At 61.6% G+C, this 18,536-nt stretch carries 15 protein-coding genes and 1 tRNA gene; 2 read left to right on the forward strand and 14 right to left on the reverse strand.

Annotated elements, in window-relative coordinates:
* Positions 1-6: 6 nt before the first annotated feature.
* The 6 genes from PanNE5_RS00765 to PanNE5_RS00790 all read right to left on the reverse strand — a co-directional run bounded on the left by PanNE5_RS00765 (position 7) and on the right by PanNE5_RS00790 (position 6,261).
* Positions 7-708, reverse strand: a complete 702-nt coding sequence (locus PanNE5_RS00765; protein ID WP_150590086.1) for an ABC transporter ATP-binding protein — start codon at positions 706-708, stop codon at positions 7-9.
* Complete coding sequence (locus tag PanNE5_RS00770) at positions 692-1,453, reverse strand: ABC transporter ATP-binding protein (protein WP_261938993.1); 762 nt, start codon at positions 1,451-1,453, stop codon at positions 692-694. Before PanNE5_RS00770 ends, PanNE5_RS00765 begins: the two co-directional genes overlap by 17 nt.
* Complete coding sequence (locus PanNE5_RS00775; protein WP_261938994.1) at positions 1,438-2,328, reverse strand: branched-chain amino acid ABC transporter permease; 891 nt, start codon at positions 2,326-2,328, stop codon at positions 1,438-1,440. Before PanNE5_RS00775 ends, PanNE5_RS00770 begins: the two co-directional genes overlap by 16 nt.
* Positions 2,329-2,426: 98 nt before the next feature.
* Positions 2,427-3,284, reverse strand: coding sequence for a branched-chain amino acid ABC transporter permease (locus tag PanNE5_RS00780; protein ID WP_261938995.1), 858 nt, complete (start codon positions 3,282-3,284; stop codon positions 2,427-2,429).
* Positions 3,285-3,364: 80 nt separating this feature from the next.
* On the reverse strand, positions 3,365-4,570 hold the full coding sequence (locus PanNE5_RS00785) for an ABC transporter substrate-binding protein (protein WP_261938996.1): 1,206 nt from the start codon (positions 4,568-4,570) through the stop codon (positions 3,365-3,367).
* Positions 4,571-4,611: 41 nt separating this feature from the next.
* Positions 4,612-6,261: an FAD-dependent oxidoreductase gene (locus tag PanNE5_RS00790; protein WP_315973447.1), complete on the reverse strand. Its 1,650-nt coding sequence runs from the start codon at positions 6,259-6,261 to the stop codon at positions 4,612-4,614.
* Between PanNE5_RS00790 and PanNE5_RS00795 the strand changes: the two genes are divergently transcribed.
* Positions 6,260-7,759, forward strand: coding sequence for an aldehyde dehydrogenase (locus PanNE5_RS00795; protein WP_261938997.1), 1,500 nt, complete (start codon positions 6,260-6,262; stop codon positions 7,757-7,759). The two genes, PanNE5_RS00790 and PanNE5_RS00795, sit on opposite strands and share 2 nt — an antisense overlap.
* Before the next feature lie 812 nt (positions 7,760-8,571).
* Here PanNE5_RS00795 and PanNE5_RS00800 read toward each other — a convergent pair.
* The 3 genes from PanNE5_RS00800 to PanNE5_RS00810 all read right to left on the reverse strand — a co-directional run bounded on the left by PanNE5_RS00800 (position 8,572) and on the right by PanNE5_RS00810 (position 10,935).
* Positions 8,572-9,315: an SDR family NAD(P)-dependent oxidoreductase gene (locus tag PanNE5_RS00800; RefSeq protein ID WP_261938998.1), complete on the reverse strand. Its 744-nt coding sequence runs from the start codon at positions 9,313-9,315 to the stop codon at positions 8,572-8,574.
* A 300-nt stretch (positions 9,316-9,615) separates the two neighbouring features.
* Positions 9,616-9,906 carry a YciI family protein gene (locus PanNE5_RS00805; RefSeq protein ID WP_261938999.1) on the reverse strand — a complete coding sequence of 97 codons (291 nt, stop codon included), beginning with the start codon at positions 9,904-9,906 and terminating at the stop codon, positions 9,616-9,618.
* Between the two features lie 21 nt (positions 9,907-9,927).
* On the reverse strand, positions 9,928-10,935 hold the full coding sequence (locus tag PanNE5_RS00810; protein ID WP_261939000.1) for a quinone oxidoreductase family protein: 1,008 nt from the start codon (positions 10,933-10,935) through the stop codon (positions 9,928-9,930).
* An 84-nt stretch (positions 10,936-11,019) separates the two neighbouring features.
* Here PanNE5_RS00810 and PanNE5_RS00815 point away from each other — a divergent pair, with 84 nt between their 5' ends.
* Positions 11,020-11,934 carry a LysR family transcriptional regulator gene (locus PanNE5_RS00815; RefSeq protein ID WP_261939001.1) on the forward strand — a complete coding sequence of 305 codons (915 nt, stop codon included), beginning with the start codon at positions 11,020-11,022 and terminating at the stop codon, positions 11,932-11,934.
* Between the two features lie 161 nt (positions 11,935-12,095).
* Here PanNE5_RS00815 and PanNE5_RS00820 read toward each other — a convergent pair.
* From PanNE5_RS00820 to PanNE5_RS00840, 5 genes are all read right to left on the reverse strand, one after another.
* Positions 12,096-12,186, reverse strand: a tRNA-Ser gene (locus tag PanNE5_RS00820).
* A 102-nt stretch (positions 12,187-12,288) separates the two neighbouring features.
* Positions 12,289-13,593: a serine--tRNA ligase gene (gene serS / locus PanNE5_RS00825; protein WP_150564329.1), complete on the reverse strand. Its 1,305-nt coding sequence runs from the start codon at positions 13,591-13,593 to the stop codon at positions 12,289-12,291.
* A gap of 166 nt (positions 13,594-13,759) precedes the next feature.
* Positions 13,760-15,166, reverse strand: coding sequence for a replication-associated recombination protein A (locus PanNE5_RS00830; protein WP_150564328.1), 1,407 nt, complete (start codon positions 15,164-15,166; stop codon positions 13,760-13,762).
* Between the two features lie 142 nt (positions 15,167-15,308).
* The gene (lolA, locus tag PanNE5_RS00835) at positions 15,309-15,959 is read right to left on the reverse strand and encodes an outer membrane lipoprotein chaperone LolA (RefSeq protein ID WP_150564327.1); all 651 of its coding nucleotides are present in this window, start codon (positions 15,957-15,959) and stop codon (positions 15,309-15,311) included.
* A gap of 5 nt (positions 15,960-15,964) precedes the next feature.
* A complete protein-coding gene (locus PanNE5_RS00840; protein WP_261939002.1) occupies positions 15,965-18,295 on the reverse strand; it encodes a DNA translocase FtsK in 2,331 nt (776 codons plus the stop codon).
* Between the last annotated feature and the right edge of the window lie 241 nt (positions 18,296-18,536).

Consider the following 18,536-nt stretch of genomic DNA (forward strand, 5'->3'; position numbering starts at 1 on the left):
CTGCGCTCACCCGACCTCCACGGCAAGATACCGACTCCGGACGTCTTCGGCGCCTGCGAACTCGTCCCGAGTACCGTGATAAGCGATATGCCCCTCTTCCAGGATGTAATGGCGATCCCCCAACGCCATGCAGACATCCACGCTTTGCTCGACGAGCAGGATGGGAATGCCTTCGGCGCGGATCGTTCGACAAATCGCCATGATTTCGTCGACGATGACTGGCGCCAGCCCTTCGCTCGGCTCATCGAGCATCAAGAGTTTGGGGCCGTTCACCAGCGCACGTGCGATGGCGAGCATCTGTTGCTCGCCGCCCGAGAGGGCCGACCCGCCATTTTTTCTGCGCTCGCGCAAACGGGGAAACAGCGCATACACCGCGTCAAGTGACCAGATCGAGTCTCGCCGCGCCGCTATGCGCAGGTTCTCCTCCACAGTCAGCATTGCGAAGATGCCTCGGTGCTCCGGAACCAACTTCAGACCATGCCGCGAAACAACATCGGCTCGTCCGGGCACGATCGCCTTGCCGCCTAGACGAACTTCCCCGGCGAACAAAGGGATCGCTCCCGCAATCGCGCTCAGCGTCGTTGTCTTCCCCGCGCCGTTGCGGCCGAGCAGGCAAACTATCTCGCCCGCCGCCACTTCGAGCGAAACGTTGTGCACGATGCGTGCGCTCCCGTATCCGGCGCACAAGCCTTCAACCCGCAACATGATGTCGCTCCCCCAGGTATACGCGCCGAACGCGCTCGTCACGTCTGATTTCGTCTGGCGTGCCTTCGGTGAGCACCTGTCCCTCGAAGAGGACGGTGATCCGATCCGAAAGCGACATGACCAGATGCATGTTGTGCTCCACGTACACCACCGTGTGGTCACGGCTCAAATCCTTGAGCAACGCGCGCATTACAGGCAGATCGTCGACGCCCATGCCGGACGTCGGCTCGTCGAGAAGCAGCAATTTCGGCCGGCCGGCCATGCTCATCGCGACTTCAATGATGCGCTGTCGCCCATGCGACAGCTCGCCAACGCGGCGCTCGGCCTCTGCTCGCAGCGCCAATCGTTCGATAAGGTATTCCGCCATCTCGGAGGCCTGCGTATCGCGCTCGCGTTTCGAAAAGAAGTCGAGCGCACGCACCGAACGCAGGCCTTGCGCGGCAAGCCGCAGATTTTCTCGCGTCGTCAGCCCGGGAAACAGATTCGTTATCTGAAAACAGCGCGCCATGCCTGAATGCAATCTGCGATGTACGGGCACGCGGGTCACGTCGCAGCCGTCGAACATGACCCGGCCTGACGATGTCTCGATGCGGCCCGACAGGGCATTGAAGAACGTGGTTTTGCCCGCCCCGTTCGGGCCGATCAGCGCGTGGATCGAGTTGCGCTTCACACGCAGATCGACGTTCTTGTTGGCGACGAAGTTCCCAAATCGCACCCCAACGGATTGCGCGTCTAGAATGTAGTCCATTGCTTGTCCTTTCGATCATAAGTTTGGCGCCGCACGCGCGAAACAAGGCGCCGCCAGAGCCCCGACAAGCCATCCGGCGCGAAAATGACGAGTAAGACCAGAAGTACGCCGAGCACCATCTGCCACCGCGGCCAGAGGTCCGAAAGAAAGTCACTCGCTATCACGAGCGCGGCTGCGCCGAACACCGAGCCGCTCAGCGAGCCCGCTCCGCCGAGAATGGCAGCGATCAGAATGTTCTGACTCGTGCCGATGTCGATATTTGAGAGCGGCACCATGCCGAGCAATAGGCCATCGATGGCGCCGGCGAGCCCCGTCAGGGCACCTGACAGAACAAATGCGAGCGTCTTGTAGTGCCGAACGTTATAGCCAAGCGGCCCGACGCGATGTTCATTCTCGCGAATCGCGATCAGGACGGAACCGAACGGCGAGCCGATCACGCGAAGCAGCAGGCCATACGCCGCGATGAATGCGATCGCGATCAGAATGTAAAGCGCGACGCTGTCGGCCACTGGCAGGCCTTTCAGGAACGGCAGCAACGTTGGCAATCGAGGCAGACCCTCCATCCCGTTGTCGCCGCCGGTCAACGCGGGCAGCGAATACGCGATGAAATAGAAAAGCTGTGCGAAAGCCAGCGTCAGCATCACGAAATACAGCCCTTTGCGCCGGATGGCTACAGCGCCAATTAGTCCGGCGATAAGGCCGCACCCCACGATTGCGACGACGAGCGCGGTGAGAACCCCACAATGCCCCCGCAGCAGCGCGAGTCCAAACAGATATCCGCCCAAGCCGAAGAATGTGCCCTGACAAAAGGACAACAGTCCGCCGTAGCCGAGAAGCAGGTTGCAGGCCATCGCCGCCACCGCATACACCAGCACGGAACCCGCCAGCGTCGGAGACGACACGACGAACGGCAAGACAATCGCGAACGCGAGAGGAAACAGCACGGGCGACGCGAAATTCATGATCCGGCTCATCACGCTCTCCCCAGAATGCCGCGCGGCGCGGTGATCAATACCAGTGTCATGACGACGTACACCATCAGTTGGGCCCCCTCCGACCAGAGGGTGCTCATCACACTTTGAACGACCCCCACCAAAATGCCGGCAACAATCGACCCCGTAAAACTCCCCATGCCGCCAATGATGACAACCACGAAGGCAATCCCCAGGGCCTCGCCGCTCATGCTGGGGTCGGCGCCGCGTATCGGGGCAATCAGTACGCCCGCGACCGCGGCGATCATGCCGCCGAGCGCAAACGTCAAGCTGGTCAGTGTTCGGACATCGACGCCAAGCAGCTTCACCATTTCTGAAGATTCACTGCCGGCGCGAACGAGAGCGCCGAACGTCGTTCGCTCGAGTAGCAACCAAAGCGCGATCGCGAGCACCGCAGCGACGGCCACGACGAACACGCGGTAGAGCGGATACTGAAAGTTGCCAAGCGAGACCACACCGGCCAGCGAATCCGGCACGGACACGCCGTTGCCGAGGGGTCCCCACAGCATCACGACGGCCTCTTGCGCAATCAATACGATGCCGAGTGTCGCGACGATCTGGTACTTGTGCGGCAACTTGTACGTTCGGACGAGAATCGCACGTTCGAGCGTGAATGCGAGCACGGCGACCACCAGCGGAGCGGCCACCGCCGCCGCCCAGAAACTGCCGCCCCACGAAACGATCTGAAACGTCAGATATGCGCCCAGCAGATAGAACATGCCGTGTGCGAAGTTGACGAATCCAAGCAACCCGAGGGTGATGCTCAGTCCGACTGCAACGAGAAAGTAGATCATCCCCAGACCGATGCCGTTGATGATCTGAAACAGATAGATGCCCATGACTTGCACCTGAATCGAGTTTGCCGGCGGCGCCCATGGCGGTTGGCCAATGGCGCCGTCGTCAGATTATGAAAATGTCTTCAGGCAAGCTTGCACTGCGACTGTCCCTGGCTTGGGAACGACTTTCCGAACGACACGACTTCGGCGAAATCGTCGGCATCGCGCATCTTCGCCTTGGCCTTGCCTCGCATCAGAAAATAGTTCTTCGACACTTGATGATCGAACGCGCGCATTTCCTCATCGCCGGTGATGCCCGCCCATTTCATCGATTCAAGGGTCTGCGCCACGCGCTTCGGATCGGTCGTGTTCGCGCGACGCACCGCGTCGAGCATCATGCTCGTGACAGCAAAGTCCGCAGCAGTGAAATAAGTGGGAGTCGCACGATTGACTTCACGATTGAGCGCGACGAAGGCCCGGTTGGCTGGCGCATCGTGGCCGTGCCAGTACTGCACGCCGAAGAAAACGTCCTCACAGATATCGGGACCGAGCGTCGCAAACTGGTCGAGCCCAGCCGACCAAGCAACGACGATTTTCATCTTCCTCTTGAGGCCGAAGCTGACCGCCTGCCTGAGGGTATCGATGCTTTGCTGGCTGAAGTTCAGGATCAACAGAACGTCCGCATTGGAAGCGGCCGCGTTGGTCAGATAGCCCGAAAACTCTTTGTCTTGCAACGAGTGATAGCTGTTGCCCACGTGTTCGATACCCTTTTCCCGGAACACTTCCTTGGCGTTGTTGAGTAACCCTTCGCCAAACACGTATTGCGGGGTTATGGTGTACCAGCGCTTTGCCTTGGGGAGCATGTCGGCCACCGGCGCGACGGTCTGGCGAATGGCGCCGTAGGTTGGCACGGCCCAGCGGAACGTCGCGCGGTTGCACGCCGATCCGGTGATTTCGTCGGCGCCGACATAGGTGATATAGACACCGCCGGCGTGCTCGATTTCACGGCTGACGGCGAGCGCCTCGCTCGACAGCGCCCCCCCCAGGAACAGGCGTCCCTGCTTCTGGTTGATCGCCTCTTGAATCTTGCGCACTGCCGTACCGGTATTCCCCTGCGTGTCGATCGTGTGATAGGCAACACTGCGCCCCATCGATGGCGACAGGCTCTTGACCGCGAGGCGGCCCCCCATTTCACCGAACTTGCCGTTTGCGGCAAATGGGCCGGAGAACGCGCTGAGCATGTAAAGATCCAAGCCGTCGGCGGCGAGCGCCCGTTGGATGTCGGCCACACCGAACCCGCCCGCCAATCCGGCGGCGGCGCTCAATCGAAGAAAATCGCGACGTTTCATGAGTTGTCTCCTCGCTTCACTCGTTTAACACGGTTGTCGTTTCAGGCGCGCTCTAGCGCTGCCGTCTTCCCAGCACGGCGGCCGAACACGATGCCGCGCAGCACGGAAGTCGATCCCGTGTACACCTGGTGGTAGATACCGACCGTCTCGCCCGCAGCGAGCAGCCCCGGAATGGCACGCCCGTCGGTATCGAGCACGCGCGCGTACGTATCGACCTTCAATCCACCGAAAGTGAAACAGTTCGCCGAAATGATGGGATAGGCAGAAAATGGCCCGGCTTCGATGGAGCGCGCGTGATTCGACTTGGCCGGCCAGACGCCCTTGGTGCTGAGCCCGTCCAGCGTCATGCCGCCATCGAACGCGTTCGGTGCGGGACAGGCCGCGTTGTAGGCGTCGATGGACGAGATGAAGGCGTCGACAGGAAGTTCCAGCTTCCGCGCGAGTTCCGGCAGCGAATCGGCCTGAATGGCGGGCTGGTCGCTGCGAATGCTGGTTTGCCAGCGCGGAATGTCATTGACCTTGCTGTCGAAGATCACGTACGCCACGCCGCCGGGCTGCTCGCCGATCGCACGGGTGATATTGTCGTAGTGGGCGTCCACCGTACCCGGTGCTTCATCGACAAACCGGCTGCCGTTGCGATTGATCAGCACGCCGTAGGGATAGATAAAGACGACGGCTTCGGCCATCGCTGAACGCGGGTCGACGGGTTCCGCATGGTACGAACCGAATTCCCCTGCGGGGGCGGCACCGAGATCGAGCGCCATGCGAATGCACTCGCCCTTGTTGTAATACCCACCGCGCGCGACTGGACGAATGTTGCTCGCTTTCGGACCGAGGTACTGCGTCAGCATTTCCGGATTGCCTTGGTATCCGCCGGAGGCCAGCACGACGTTCCGCGCGTGGAACGTCAACGGACCAGCCTCGGTGGACACCGCACGCACGCCGGTCACGCAGCCGTCGCCGTCTTGCAGCAATGCCTTGGCAGTGGTGTTGTAATGGAATTCGACGCCCAACGCCCGGGCTTGCTTGAGCAACGCCTCGAGAATCGCGAGACCGCCTCCCACCGATGCGATGCGCGTCGTGTTCTGGGTGAGCAGGTAAATGGGCATAGGTTCGAATCGGCAGCCGAACTGCTTGAGCCATGCAAGCGCGGAGGGGGCCTCGGCGGCGAAGAACGAGATCAATTCGGGGTCGGGGAAGCCGTGTGCCTTGACGATCGATGGCCAGTGCGAATACTCGGATACCGCCTCGGAGAGAATCATCGGATCCGGATTCGCCCCTGCGTTCTCAGCGAAGTGACTCTCGAAATCATCGCTAACCTCGCTGTCATTCTTCATACGCATGTACGCTTCGGTCCAGCGACTGTTTCCGCCGAAGTCCTCGAAAGGTGCACGCTCCAGCACCGCAACCGCAGCACCAGCCTGCGCGGCGGACACCGCTGCCGACAATCCTGCGACGCCGTGGCCAACCACGAGAACGTCGACATTACTTACCTTCGCCATCATCTCCTCCAGAACATTGAGACCTTCACGAACCGGCCGCAGTCTCAGGCTGTGATCTCTCCTTGCAACCCGGCGGCTTTTGACAAATAATAGAACTGCGTTCTGTTTAACGCAACGAATTATTCCATAGGGTTTCACCCTACAGAATTTATATCTGATTTTCGCAAGTCCGATTGGAGACATCACCATGGATCAACAGCTCCGCGAACCCGATCTCCCGCGCTATGGAAACTTCATTGGCGGGCAGGAGATTGCGCCATCGACCGGGGAGTATTTCCCTACGGAGAACCCTTACGACGGAAAAGTCTGGGCCGAGATCGCCCGCGGCGATGCACGCGACGTAGACGCCGCCGTGACTGCGGCACATGCGGCGCTAAACGGCGCGGCTTGGGCATCGCTCACTGCGACCCAGAGAGGCGCATTGCTGCGGCGTCTCGCAGATCTCATCATCGAAAATGCGCCGCATCTAGCCGCGATCGAGATGCGAGACAACGGCAAGCTGGCGGCCGAAGTGACGGGCCAGGTGCGCTATCTGGGCGACTATTACCATTACTACGCGGGACTCGCCGATAAGGTTCAGGGCGCCGTCATTCCAACCGACAAGAAGGGAGTGTTTGCGTATACGAAGTACGAGGCGAAGGGGGTGGTTGGCATCATTACGCCGTGGAATTCGCCACTTGCTCTGACGAGTTGGAAGCTCGCACCGGCGCTGGCGGCGGGATGCACTGCGGTCATCAAGCCGTCCGAATTCACTTCCGCATCCATGATCGAGTTTGCGCGCCTTATCAAGCAGGCGGGCTTTCCTGACGGCGTAGTCAATGTCGTGACGGGCTTCGGTCAGGAGGTTGGCGAACCGCTCGTCACGCATCCGCTGGTGGCACACGTTGGCTTCACCGGCGGCGGGGGGGCTGGTCGGAAGATTTACGAACTTGCGGCGCGCGGGTTGAAGACGGTGACACTCGAACTCGGCGGTAAGTCGCCGAATGTTGTTTTCGATGATGCAGATCTCGATCAAGCAGTAAAGGGAGTGGTTTCCGGCGTGTTCGCTGCATCCGGCCAGACGTGCATGGCGGGGTCGCGGCTGCTCGTGCAGCGCAATATCCAGGAGGCCTTCGTACAGCGACTCATCGACTTTGTGGGGCAGGCGAAGATCGGCGATCCGTCGAAGATGGATACACAAATCGGACCGATTGCCACGCGCCCCCAGTTTGAACGCATCATGGCATGCATCGAAAGCGCCAAGCACGAAGGTGCGACGTGCGTGCTGGGCGGGCGCGCACGCTCGGATTTGGGTGCAGGCCAGTTTGTGGAGCCGACCATCTTCACCAACGTGACCAACGACATGCGCATCGCACAGGAGGAGGTGTTTGGGCCGGTGCTCGCCGTGATTCCGTTCGATGACGAAGAGGATGCCATCCGGATCGGCAACGACGTTGCCTATGGTCTTGCGGCTGGCGTGTGGACACGCAGCCTGCACCGCGCGATGGTCATGACCGACCGCTTGAAGGCGGGAACGGTTTGGGTTAACAACTACCGCGCAACGAGCTTCACGTCACCGTTTGGCGGCTACAAGCAGTCCGGCATCGGCCGCGAGTCCGGCGTTGAAACGATCAAGGAATATCTTGAGACGAAATGCGTCATGATCTCCACGGATCTCGACGTCCCCAACCCCTTCATTCGACGATAGCTCGACGGTGTTTAACGGGCGAACGCCGGGCGAGGCTCTCGTAATCATGTTGCCGCCGCCTGGCGAACGCCGGTTCTCACGACTGGTTGCGGGAGCATTCACGCTTGCAACGTACTTCGTCCCGCTTGGCGCACGCCTACTTGAACGGCTTGCCCATAGCCGCTCGTGCACAGATTGGCCAGCAAAAACCCGAGATTTCCTGGATCGCCGTCCACGAGCGCGAATCCAGATTTTTTGTATCCCGTATCACGCCCTTGAGCCGGCCAGAGTGCGCCGGCTCCCTTCGCGCAATCCTGCGGAAAAGCAGGCCCTCAATGAACAGGGGATCTCAAACTTTCTCTGCCCGACACCGCCTTCCCATTTGGCCATAATGAACCTCGCCGCCTGGGTTATCGCTTCGCGGATACGCAAACGCGACCGAGGCTATCGAATCAGGCTTGCGACGAAAATCCGCAGGCGGAAGCCATGCACGAAGCGATCACAAACGTCGACGAGCGCCACTTCACATTTTTGGTTAGTCACAGAGCGTGGACCAACTGCTGCAGCCGGACGAGTGCCTCTGCCGATGTCCCATATGCCGAATCGCCCTCGCCTACGAATCCTCGACCGTGTCCGCGTTGCGGCACTGACCACGTTGAATGGGGGCAATCAAGCAAAACGCGACGTTGGTAGAAAAAATGACCTAGACCAAGCGCTTGTTCCACCGTCACGGCCCCGGATGGACGAGGCAAGGCGGCGTTTCGCAAGAAGGTGACGTGCGCAGCATGTTCCATTCGCCAAACCACTTCAGCATGTTGACTCACGCCCGGTCCTCAAAGTGTTTGCCCGTTCTCGGCTTTGACGATCTGACCGGTCAATGAACGGGACGTGAGCAGAAGCACGATAGTTTCTGCAATGTCTTCCGGTGTCGAGATGCGCTGAAGCGGAAGGTTGCCCGAGAGTTGGCGCATCTTGGCTTCATTGCCGGACCACCAACGGGTTTCGACAGCGCCGGGTGCAATGCAATTGACACGTATTTCCGGCGCTAGTGCCCGTGCCAGGGATTTGGTCATGCCGTGCAGGGCTGCCTTGGAAACGGCATAGGGAAGCGACGAGCCATAACCGGTTTCTCCGGCTATGCTGCCTACATTGACAATGGCACTACTTGGCACTGCGCGCAGGTGCGGTGCTGCCGCCCGGCTACAGTTGAATGCGCCTTTCACGTTGACCGCGAAGAGATCGTCCCAAACATCATCGGCAACTGCCTCCAGGTCAGCGAATGGCAACTGTCGGGTGATGCCGGCATTGTTGATGAGATAGGTGATGTTACCGAAAGAGTCGACGACTTCGGCCATCGTGCGCCGTACCTGGCCGTCGTCCGCAACATCGGTTTGGATGGCGATGGCGTCCTGGCCTCTCGCGCGAATGGCGTTCACGGTGTCGTTGGCTTCTGCGTCGCTGCGCGAATAGATGATCACCACCGTGCATCCCGCTGCTGCCAGTTTCTCGCTTGTGGCCCGACCGATACCCGTACCGCCGCCGGTGATAACGGCAACTGGTTTCTGAGTACTGTTCATTTCAATTTCCTCTTATTCAACTAATCTACTTGTCTAGTTCCCGTTCCTTCGAGCGAATTTCCACCACCCGTCGAGCAGGATCCCCCCACCCCATCCTCGAGATAACGCACTTCGTCGCCGGCAGACCGATCGGCGAGATTTTTTGTGGTTCCCCGCGCTCAGGGTTGAAACGTGCCTCAATAATTGCCTTTCCATCGCACGAGAAATCTCTCGATTTCCTGTTGCCATCATCCCCCGATGACTGATCGTCGCCGCCATGGGCTTGACCGGCGACGACAGTGCCGTTGGCGCTCGGCAAAGCTACGCTCGGAAGTCGGGCATGCCCGGAGCGGCCATCGTCGGTTCCCAGGCAATGATTTGGTAGCTGGCGACCCCGGCCTGATGGAAGGGGTCTTCGGAAATCCATTGCGAGACTTCGTCAAGCGCGTTGGCTCTGGCGAGAATCACGCCGCCGGTTCGCGGCGACTTCCGGCCCGAGAGCAGGAAGTGCCCCGCTGCGTAATGGCGATTCAGAAAGGCGCGATGGTCGTCCATGTGGACGTCCACTTCGGACAACGGGCGCAGATAGTCGAGAAGGATGAGAAACAGCATGATGATCCTCGTTGTTTTTGCTCAGGGACGCAGGAGAATGGCACCGACAGTTTGCCCGGCTTCGAGCCGGCGATGTGCCTCCGCCGCTTCGCACAATGGAAGGATGTCGCCGATCGTCGGCCGCAGCCCGGCCTGCAGTTGCCGGATGGTGGCCAGTGCCCCTTCGCGATAACGTTCCAGATCCGTCATAAAGCGAATGACGCCGGGCCGCGAGAGCGCCACCGAACGCGCCGGGCCGAGCAGCGACAGATCGAGCGGTGCGACGTCGCCCGACACTTGGCCGACATTGGCAACCATACCGTAAGGACGTACGCAGCTGAGGGTATCGAGCAGAGTCTTTCCGCCGATGCCGTCGATAGCGTAATCGACGCCCTCGCCATCCGTCAGCCGCATGACCTCTGCCACGAAGTCCTTATCGCGGTAATTGATCGCGTGGTCCAATCCGTGTGAGATGGCCAGCTCCGCCTTGGCCGGCGAACTGACGGTGCCGATGACGCGTGCGCCCATGGACTTCGCCCACTGCACGAGCACCAGCCCGAGACCTCCGGCCGCAGCGTGCACGAGCACGGTATCGCCAGCCTTCAGCGAATAGACGTAGGTCAGCAGCATGTAAGTGGTGATGCCGCGCAGCAGCAGGCTGGCCACTGCGTCGTCGGGTACGTCGTCGGGCAAAGCGATGGCCCGGTCGGCCGGTAGGTTGCGGGCGCTGGCATAACCACCGGTGGGAAGGCCGGCGTAGGCAATACGCTGGCCCAAACGCACTGTGTCGACATTCGGCCCGAGCGCCTCGACGATGCCAGCGGCCTCGACGCCAAGCACTGCGGGAAGCGAGGGCAGCCGGTAGAGGCCGGTGCGGTGATAGATATCGACATAGTTAACACCGATCGCCGTGTGCCGGACGCGGATCTCGCCGGCCGCCGGCGGAGGCAGCGTTTCGTCTACGGTGGTCAGTGCCGCCGCGTCGCCATATTGACTGATAACGATCTGGGACGCTGCTGATGAAGCGTGAAATGATTCGCGCTCGGTCATGGTGTTCTCCTGATGGATGAGCTTGCAAGCGCAGCTTACGTCTAGCAAAATGCGCCATCAATTCGCCAAATATCGACATTTACTGTGCATAAAAACACAGCCATCGCTGGCATCGGAAAGCGCGCTCTCCAGTGGGATGACGTCCGTTATTTTCTGGAACTGGCGCGCACGGGCAGCCTGTCGGGCACGGCTCGGCGGCTCGGCGTCGAGCACTCGACCGTGGCAAGGCGCGTCGAGGCACTGGAACAGTCGCTGGGGATCAGGCTTTTCGACCGCTTGCCCAAAGCGTGGTCATTGACGGCGGAAGGCGAAACGCTGGTCGCCCAGGCTGGCCGACTGGACGACGAAGCCCAGGCGTTCTCGCGGGTAGCGCTCGGCGTTTCATCCTTGCAGGGAACGGTCCGGCTGTCGGCACCCCCTGCCTGGGCGGGTCATTTCCTCGTGCCTCGCCTGGCCGCCATGCGCGCCAGATGGCAGAACATCGATCTGGAGGTTATTGGTGAATCGCGGGATGCCAATCTGGCGCGGGGCGAGGCCGATCTGGCGATCAGAATGTCGCGGCCGACGGCAGCGGGACTGGCGGCGCGTGGCATTGGGGACATGGGGTATGGACTTTACGCCGCCCATGGTTATACCCGTCGACCGGCTGATGCGTGGGAGTTCCTGGGTTACGACGACAGTCTTGACCAAGTACCTCAGCAGCGCTGGCTGAGCCAGATTGCCGGCAATCGGCGTTTTGTCTTCAAGAGCAACGATCTCACTGCGTTACTCAACGCTACCCGTGTGGGTCTTGGAATCGCGGTACTTCCTCATTTCCTGGCAGCCAACGACGATGCATTGTCGTTGGTCCCCGATCCTGTCTGCACCATCGTAAGAAAGCTATGGCTGGTGATGCATCCCGATGTCAAACGCTCACCACGTGTGCGGCTGCTTGCCGATCTACTGGTGGAGGTGGTCGTCGAGGCGCAAGCGCTGTTGTTGGGAAATGCCCCCGACTGATTCTTCGAGGGCCTTTCCATCCTGCTGTCACTGGCTTGTTGGTGTCCAACGCACGCCGAACCTGGTCGATTGCAGCAAGCACGCCATGACACACCAAACGGCATTCCGAAACGCAAAAAAACAAAAAAGCCCTTGAAAATTCAAGGGCTTCATTGTGTGCTTGGCGGAGAGGGTGGGATTCGAACCCACGGTACGGTATAACCGTACACCGGATTTCGAGTCCGGCGCATTCGACCACTCTGCCACCTCTCCAAGCGTTCTTTCTGCTTTGGTTCGCTGCCTAAGTGGCCTCAAGCAGCGAGAAAGAGATTATAGCCGAATTTCGTCAGCCGCCAACCCCCTTTCCAAAATTTTTTACGCGGCCGGCGCAAGGCGCTCGATGCCGCCCATATACGGACGCAGCACATCGGGCACGGTTACCGAACCGTCGGCGTTCTGATAGTTCTCCAGCACCGCGACCAGTGCGCGTCCCACGGCCAACCCCGAACCGTTGAGCGTATGCACCAGCTCCGGCTTGCCCTGCGCATTGCGAAAACGTGCCTGCATCCGGCGTGCCTGGAAGCTCTCCATGTTCGAACACGACGAGATCTCACGGTACGTGTTCTGCGCCGGAATCCAGACTTCCATGTCGTACGTCTTCGCGCTGCCGAAGCCCATGTCGCCCGTACACAGCACAATCGTGCGGAACGGCAGTTCGAGCTTCTTCAGAATCGCTTCCGCATGCCCCACCAGGCTCTCCAGCGCGTCATACGACTCCTCCGGACGCACCACATGCACCAACTCGACCTTGTCGAACTGGTGCTGACGAATCATGCCGCGCGTGTCCTTGCCATAGCTGCCCGCTTCAGAACGGAAACACGGCGTATGCGCCACCATGCGCAGCGGCAACGCATCGCCCGCCAGCAATTCGTCGCGTACAAGGTTCGTCAGCGACACTTCCGCCGTCGGAATCAAATAGAAGTTCTCGATCCGCTCGCCGTCCTCACCGCCCACCTTGCGCGGCACCTTGAACAGGTCGTCCTCGAACTTCGGAAGCTGCCCCGTGCCACGCATCGACGCCGCATTCACGATGTAAGGCACGTACGTTTCCGTATAGCCATGCTCGCTCGTGTGCGTGTCGAGCATGAACTGCGCCAACGCACGATGCAGACGGGCAATGCCGCCCTTCATCACCGAAAAGCGCGCACCGGCGAGCTTCGCCGCCGCATCGAAGTCCAGACCCAGCGCAGCGCCCAGATCGACGTGGTCGCGCGGCGTGAAGTCGAACGCGCGCGGCGTGCCCCAACGGCGCACTTCCACGTTCTGCGTCTCGTCGGAGCCCAGCGGCACGCTCTCGTGCGGCAAGTTCGGCACCCCCAGCAACACGTCCGACAGACGCGTCTGAATCTCCTCCAGACGCACCGACGACGCCTTGAGCGTGTCCGCAATGCCGCCGACTTCAGCGATTTCGGCCGAGGCGTCCTCGCCCTTGCCCTTCTTCATGCCGACCTGCTTCGAGAGCGCATTGCGGCGGGCCTGCAGCTCCTCGGTTTGCGTCTGAATCTGCTTGCGCTCCGCCTCGAGCGCAGCAAACGTCGCCACGTCCAGCGTATAGCCGCGCGCCTTGAGTCGCGCCGCAACGCCGTCGAGATCCTTGCGAAGTAGTTGAATGTCGAGCATGGTGGGGTGTCTGTCGTTAGCGGCCCATCGTCGTGGGCCAAAAAATTCGTTCTGGCTGCCCGCTTGCCCATCAAGGCACCGGAGGCAGCATCAAGCCAGGGATTTTACCAAACGCTCACGGCGATTTCGCCATTTGGCGCGTTTGCGACGGCAACTGCAGCCCGCGTCAGGCCGATTCATCGTCGGAAGGCTCGACCGGCGCGGGCTTGCCGGAAGCCGTCGCCCCCGCGCCCGATGGCTTGGCCGCGGCGTCGGCTTGACGCCCCTTGGTGTTCGCGCGCCGCCACTCGGCATCGAGCGACTTCAGCCAGTTGAGCTTCTCCCCAATCTTGCCCTCCAGCCCACGCGGCACCGGACGGTACCAATGTTGGGCGCGCAAATCGTCGGGGAAATACGTCTCGCCCGCCGCGTAGGCATCGGGCTCGTCATGCGCATAGCGATACTCGTGGCCGTAGCCGAGTTCCTTCATCAACTTCGTGGGCGCATTGCGCAGATGGATCGGCACCGCCCGCGACTTGTCCTTGCCGACGAATGCCCGCGCCTGGTTGTATGCGTTATAGCCCGCGTTCGACTTCGGCGCCGCCGCAAGATACAAGATGGCCTGCGCGAGGGCGAGTTCGCCTTCGGGCGTGCCGAGGCGCTCGTAAGTCTCCGCCGCATCGAGCGCGATGCGCGCCGCGCGCGGATCGGCCAGCCCAATGTCCTCCCACGCCATGCGCACAATCCGGCGCGCGAGATAGCGCGGATCGGCGCCGCCATCGAGCATGCGGCAGAACCAGTACAGCGCACCGTCCGGCGAGCTGCCTCGCACCGACTTGTGCAACGCGCTGATCTGGTCGTAGAACGCATCGCCGCCTTTGTCGAAGCGCCGTAGATTCTCGGCGAGCACGCTGGCGAGCAACGCTTCGTCAATCGTCTTGAGGTTCTGCATCGCCGCCGCCTGCGCGACGATCTCAACGTTGTTGAGCAGCTTGCGCCCGTCGCCGTCCGCCGAATCGATCAGGCCCTGGCGCGCTTCGTCGGTGAACCCGATGTCGCCCAGTTCATGCGCCGCGCGCACGATCATCTCGCCGAGTTCGTCGTCATTCAGGCTCTTGAGCACGTACACCGCCGCGCGCGAGAGCAACGCGCCATTCACCTCGAATGACGGATTTTCTGTCGTCGCCCCCACGAAAATGAAGAGCCCCGATTCGACGTGCGGCAGGAACGCGTCCTGCTGCGCCTTGTTGAAGCGATGCACCTCGTCGACGAACACGACGGTTTGCTTGCCCTGTCCGCGCTGAATCTGCGCGGCCTCGACGGCGTCGCGAATATCCTTGACGCCCGAGAGCACCGCTGACAGCGCGATGAAGTACGCCTTGAACGCATCCGCCATCAGGCGCGCCAGCGTGGTCTTGCCCACGCCCGGCGGGCCCCACAGAATCATCGAGTGCGGACGCCCCGCTTCGAACGCCACGCGCAAAGGTTTCCCCTTGCCCAGCAAATGGCGCTGGCCAATCACGTCGTCGATGGTACGGGGGCGCAGGCGCTCGGCCAAAGGCACCGAAGCCGACAGAGGGGCGTCGTTGGACATGTTCTCAAGCAGCGCGGCCGGGGAGTCCCCGGCCGCTTTCGGATCGTCAGATGTCCCCATTATGCCAGCCCGGACACCGCCCCGCCGGCAAGTCACGCCACCGAGGACAGGCACAACATGGACTGATGCGGACGACGCGCGTTCAACCCTTGATCAGATCGGCCCCCTTGGGCATCGTGAACTTGAAGTTGTCCGCCGACATCGGCGGATTCTTCTGGATCTTGTCGAACGTCAACAACGTGACGTTGCCGAAGGCGTCATAGAGCTCCATTGCCGCCAGGTTGCCGTCGCGAAACCCGATACCCACGCGCTGGAACTGCGTGTCTTTCGCCTTCGGCTTCAGCTCCACCCAGTCGATGCCGTTCTTCACGCCGGCGTCCTTGAGGGTGAAATTCTTCTCGATGTCGTTGCTGCCGAACAGGATCGCGGCCGGGCTCGCGCCCAACGAAGCGCCCAGCTTGCGCTCGGTCACCTGGTTCAGATCCTTGTCGTAGATGTAGAGCGTCTCGCCGTCGGCCTGCAACAGTTGGTCGTAAGGCTTGACGTAGCGCCAGATGAAGCGGCCCGGGCGCGCAAACTCGAAGGTTCCCGAGGCTGCGTTCGACACCTTCAAGGCTCCGTCCTGCTGGCCCTTGACCTGCTTCTGCTCAAACTCGCCACGCGCCGACTTCACTTGCGCGACAAACGCCTTGAGCTGCGCCGTGCCGCTGGCATAGGCGGGGGCGACCAGCGCCGCCAGCGTCACACCCACAGCACCCGCGATAAGCGGCAAGCCGCGCTTGAATCCCAACATATTCCTTACTCTCCTTCGCGATTCGGCACCAGAATATCCCGGTTGCCGTTGCTCGCCATCGCCGACACAACGCCGGACTGTTCCATCTGTTCAAGCAGTCGCGCCGCCCGGTTGTAGCCGATGCGCAGATGCCGCTGTACCAACGAAATCGACGCACGGCGCTGCTTGAGCACCACGGCCACGGCCTGATCGTACAGCGGGTCGGACTCGCCGCCGCCCTCGCCGGTTCCGCCGCCCGCGCCACCGGCACCGTCGATGCCGCCGTCTTCACCGTCGACAACGCCGTCCAGAATGCCCTCAACGTAATTCGCCTCACCCTGCTCCCGCAGGCGCTCGACCACGCGATGCACTTCGTCATCGGCCACGAACGCCCCGTGCACCCGCAATGGCAATCCCGTGCCCGGCGGCATGTAAAGCATGTCGCCCATCCCCAGCAACGTTTCGGCCCCTTGCTGGTCGAGAATGGTGCGCGAATCGATCTTCGACGACACCTGGAACGCCACGCGCGTCGGCACGTTCGCCTTGATCAACCCGGTAATGACATCGACCGACGGACGCTGCGTTGCCAGAATCAGGTGGATACCCGCCGCACGCGCCTTCTGCGCGATGCGCGCGATCAACTCTTCGACCTTCTTGCCGACGACCATCATCAGGTCGGCCAACTCGTCGATCACCACGACGATATACGGCAGGCGCTGCAGCGGCTCCGGCGCGTCGGGCGTAAGCGAGAACGGATTCGGGATGTGCTCTTCGCGCTTGGCGGCGTCGTCGATCTTGTTGTTGTAACCGGCGAGGTTGCGCACCCCGAGCTTGCTCATGAGCTTGTAGCGACGCTCCATCTCGGCCACGACCCAATTCAGCGCATGGCCCGCCTGACGCATGTCCGTGACCACCGGGCACAGCAGATGCTGGATGCCTTCGTACATGCTCATTTCGAGCATCTTCGGATCGATCAGGATGAGCCGCACCTGCTCGGCGGTCGCCTTGTAGAGCAGCGACAGGATCATCGCGTTGATCCCCACCGACTTGCCCGAGCCCGTAGTACCGGCCACCAGCAAGTGCGGCATCTTCGCCAGATCGGCCACCACCGGCTTGCCGCTGATGTCCTTGCCCAGCGCGAGCGTGAGCAGCGACGCCGAGTCGTTGTAGATCTCGGAGCCGAGAATCTCCGTCAACCGCACCGTCTGACGCCGCGGATTCGGCAGTTCCAGCCCCATGAAGTTCTTGCCGGGAATGGTTTCGACCACGCGAATGGATACAAGCGAAAGCGAACGCGCCAGATCCTTCGCCAGGTTGACGATCTGGCTGCCCTTCACGCCCGTGGCCGGTTCGATTTCGTAGCGTGTGATGACCGGCCCCGGATACGCGGCCACAACGCTCACATCGACACCGAAATCCTTGAGCTTCTTTTCGATGAGGCGCGACGTGAATTCCAGCGTCTCCGCGGAGACGGTCTCCTGCGCGGCCGGGGCCGCATCGAGCAACGCCAGCGGCGGCAGGATGGAGTCGGGCAGATCGGCAAAGAGCGGCGCCTGCTTTTCCTTCTCGACACGCTCGCTCTTCGCGACGACCTTGACCGGCGGCACGATCTGCACCGGCTCATGCACTTCGGCGCGCACGCGGTTCTGCACGATGGCCCCTTCGCGTGCGATCGCGGCCTCCTCGCCCAGCCGACGGTCCTGACGCGCCTCGCGGCGCCGGCGGATCACGGTGCCGGTATCGAGAATCAATGCGCCGAACTGCTCGGCAACGCTCAGCCACGAGAAATGGAACAGCAGCGACAGGCCGAAAACGAAGATGAGCAGCAATGCCAGCGTGCCGCCGGTAAAGCCGAGCGCGTGCTGGAAGAAGCCGCCTACGGTCTCGCCGATCACGCCCCCGGAGGCGCGCGGCAATTGGGCTTTGAGGCGATATAGGCGCAGCGATTCGATGCCGGCACTGGAGAGCAACAGCATCAGGGACGAAACGATCTCGACCCATCCGCCACTGGCCAGCCGTTCGCGCAGCGGGGGCGCTTCGCGCTTGGCCGAGATCCGACGATAGCCGGAAATCACGCGCCGGGCGATGAAGACCACCAGCCAATACGCGGAAAGGCCCAGCATGAGCAGCAGCATGTCGGCCACCCAGGCACCCACGCGCCCCGCCCAATTGGCGATGCGCTCCACGTGCGCCGCATGCGTCCAGCTGGGGTCCAGACGGCTGTAGGACAGCAACGCCATCAACAGGAACACCATCAGCGCGACCTGCGCCATCCAGCGAATTTCATGGAAGAGGTGCGTCACCCGGTTGGGTAACGACGATCCGGCACCAGCAGAGTAGGAAGATTTCGTCGTCATCAAGCCATGCGGTTGGGCGGGCAGACGGGCGGCCTGCCGCGCGGCAAGGCTCCATTGTAAACAACTATTCCCCCACTTAATGCACGAATACGTGACAAGCCGTAACGCCGGGCCTCACCGCGGCCTTCGGCAGACGGCCGCGACCGGGCGCTCGCCCGCCCTGGTGGCGCGCGGGCTATCGCGTCGATTGCAAGAGTCGATCAACGAAACGACGTCGGCCCCTTATAATGGCGGTTTGCGC

The sequence above is a fragment of the Pandoraea sp. NE5 genome (genome assembly GCF_024363545.1).
Lineage (GTDB): Bacteria > Pseudomonadota > Gammaproteobacteria > Burkholderiales > Burkholderiaceae > Pandoraea > Pandoraea cepalis.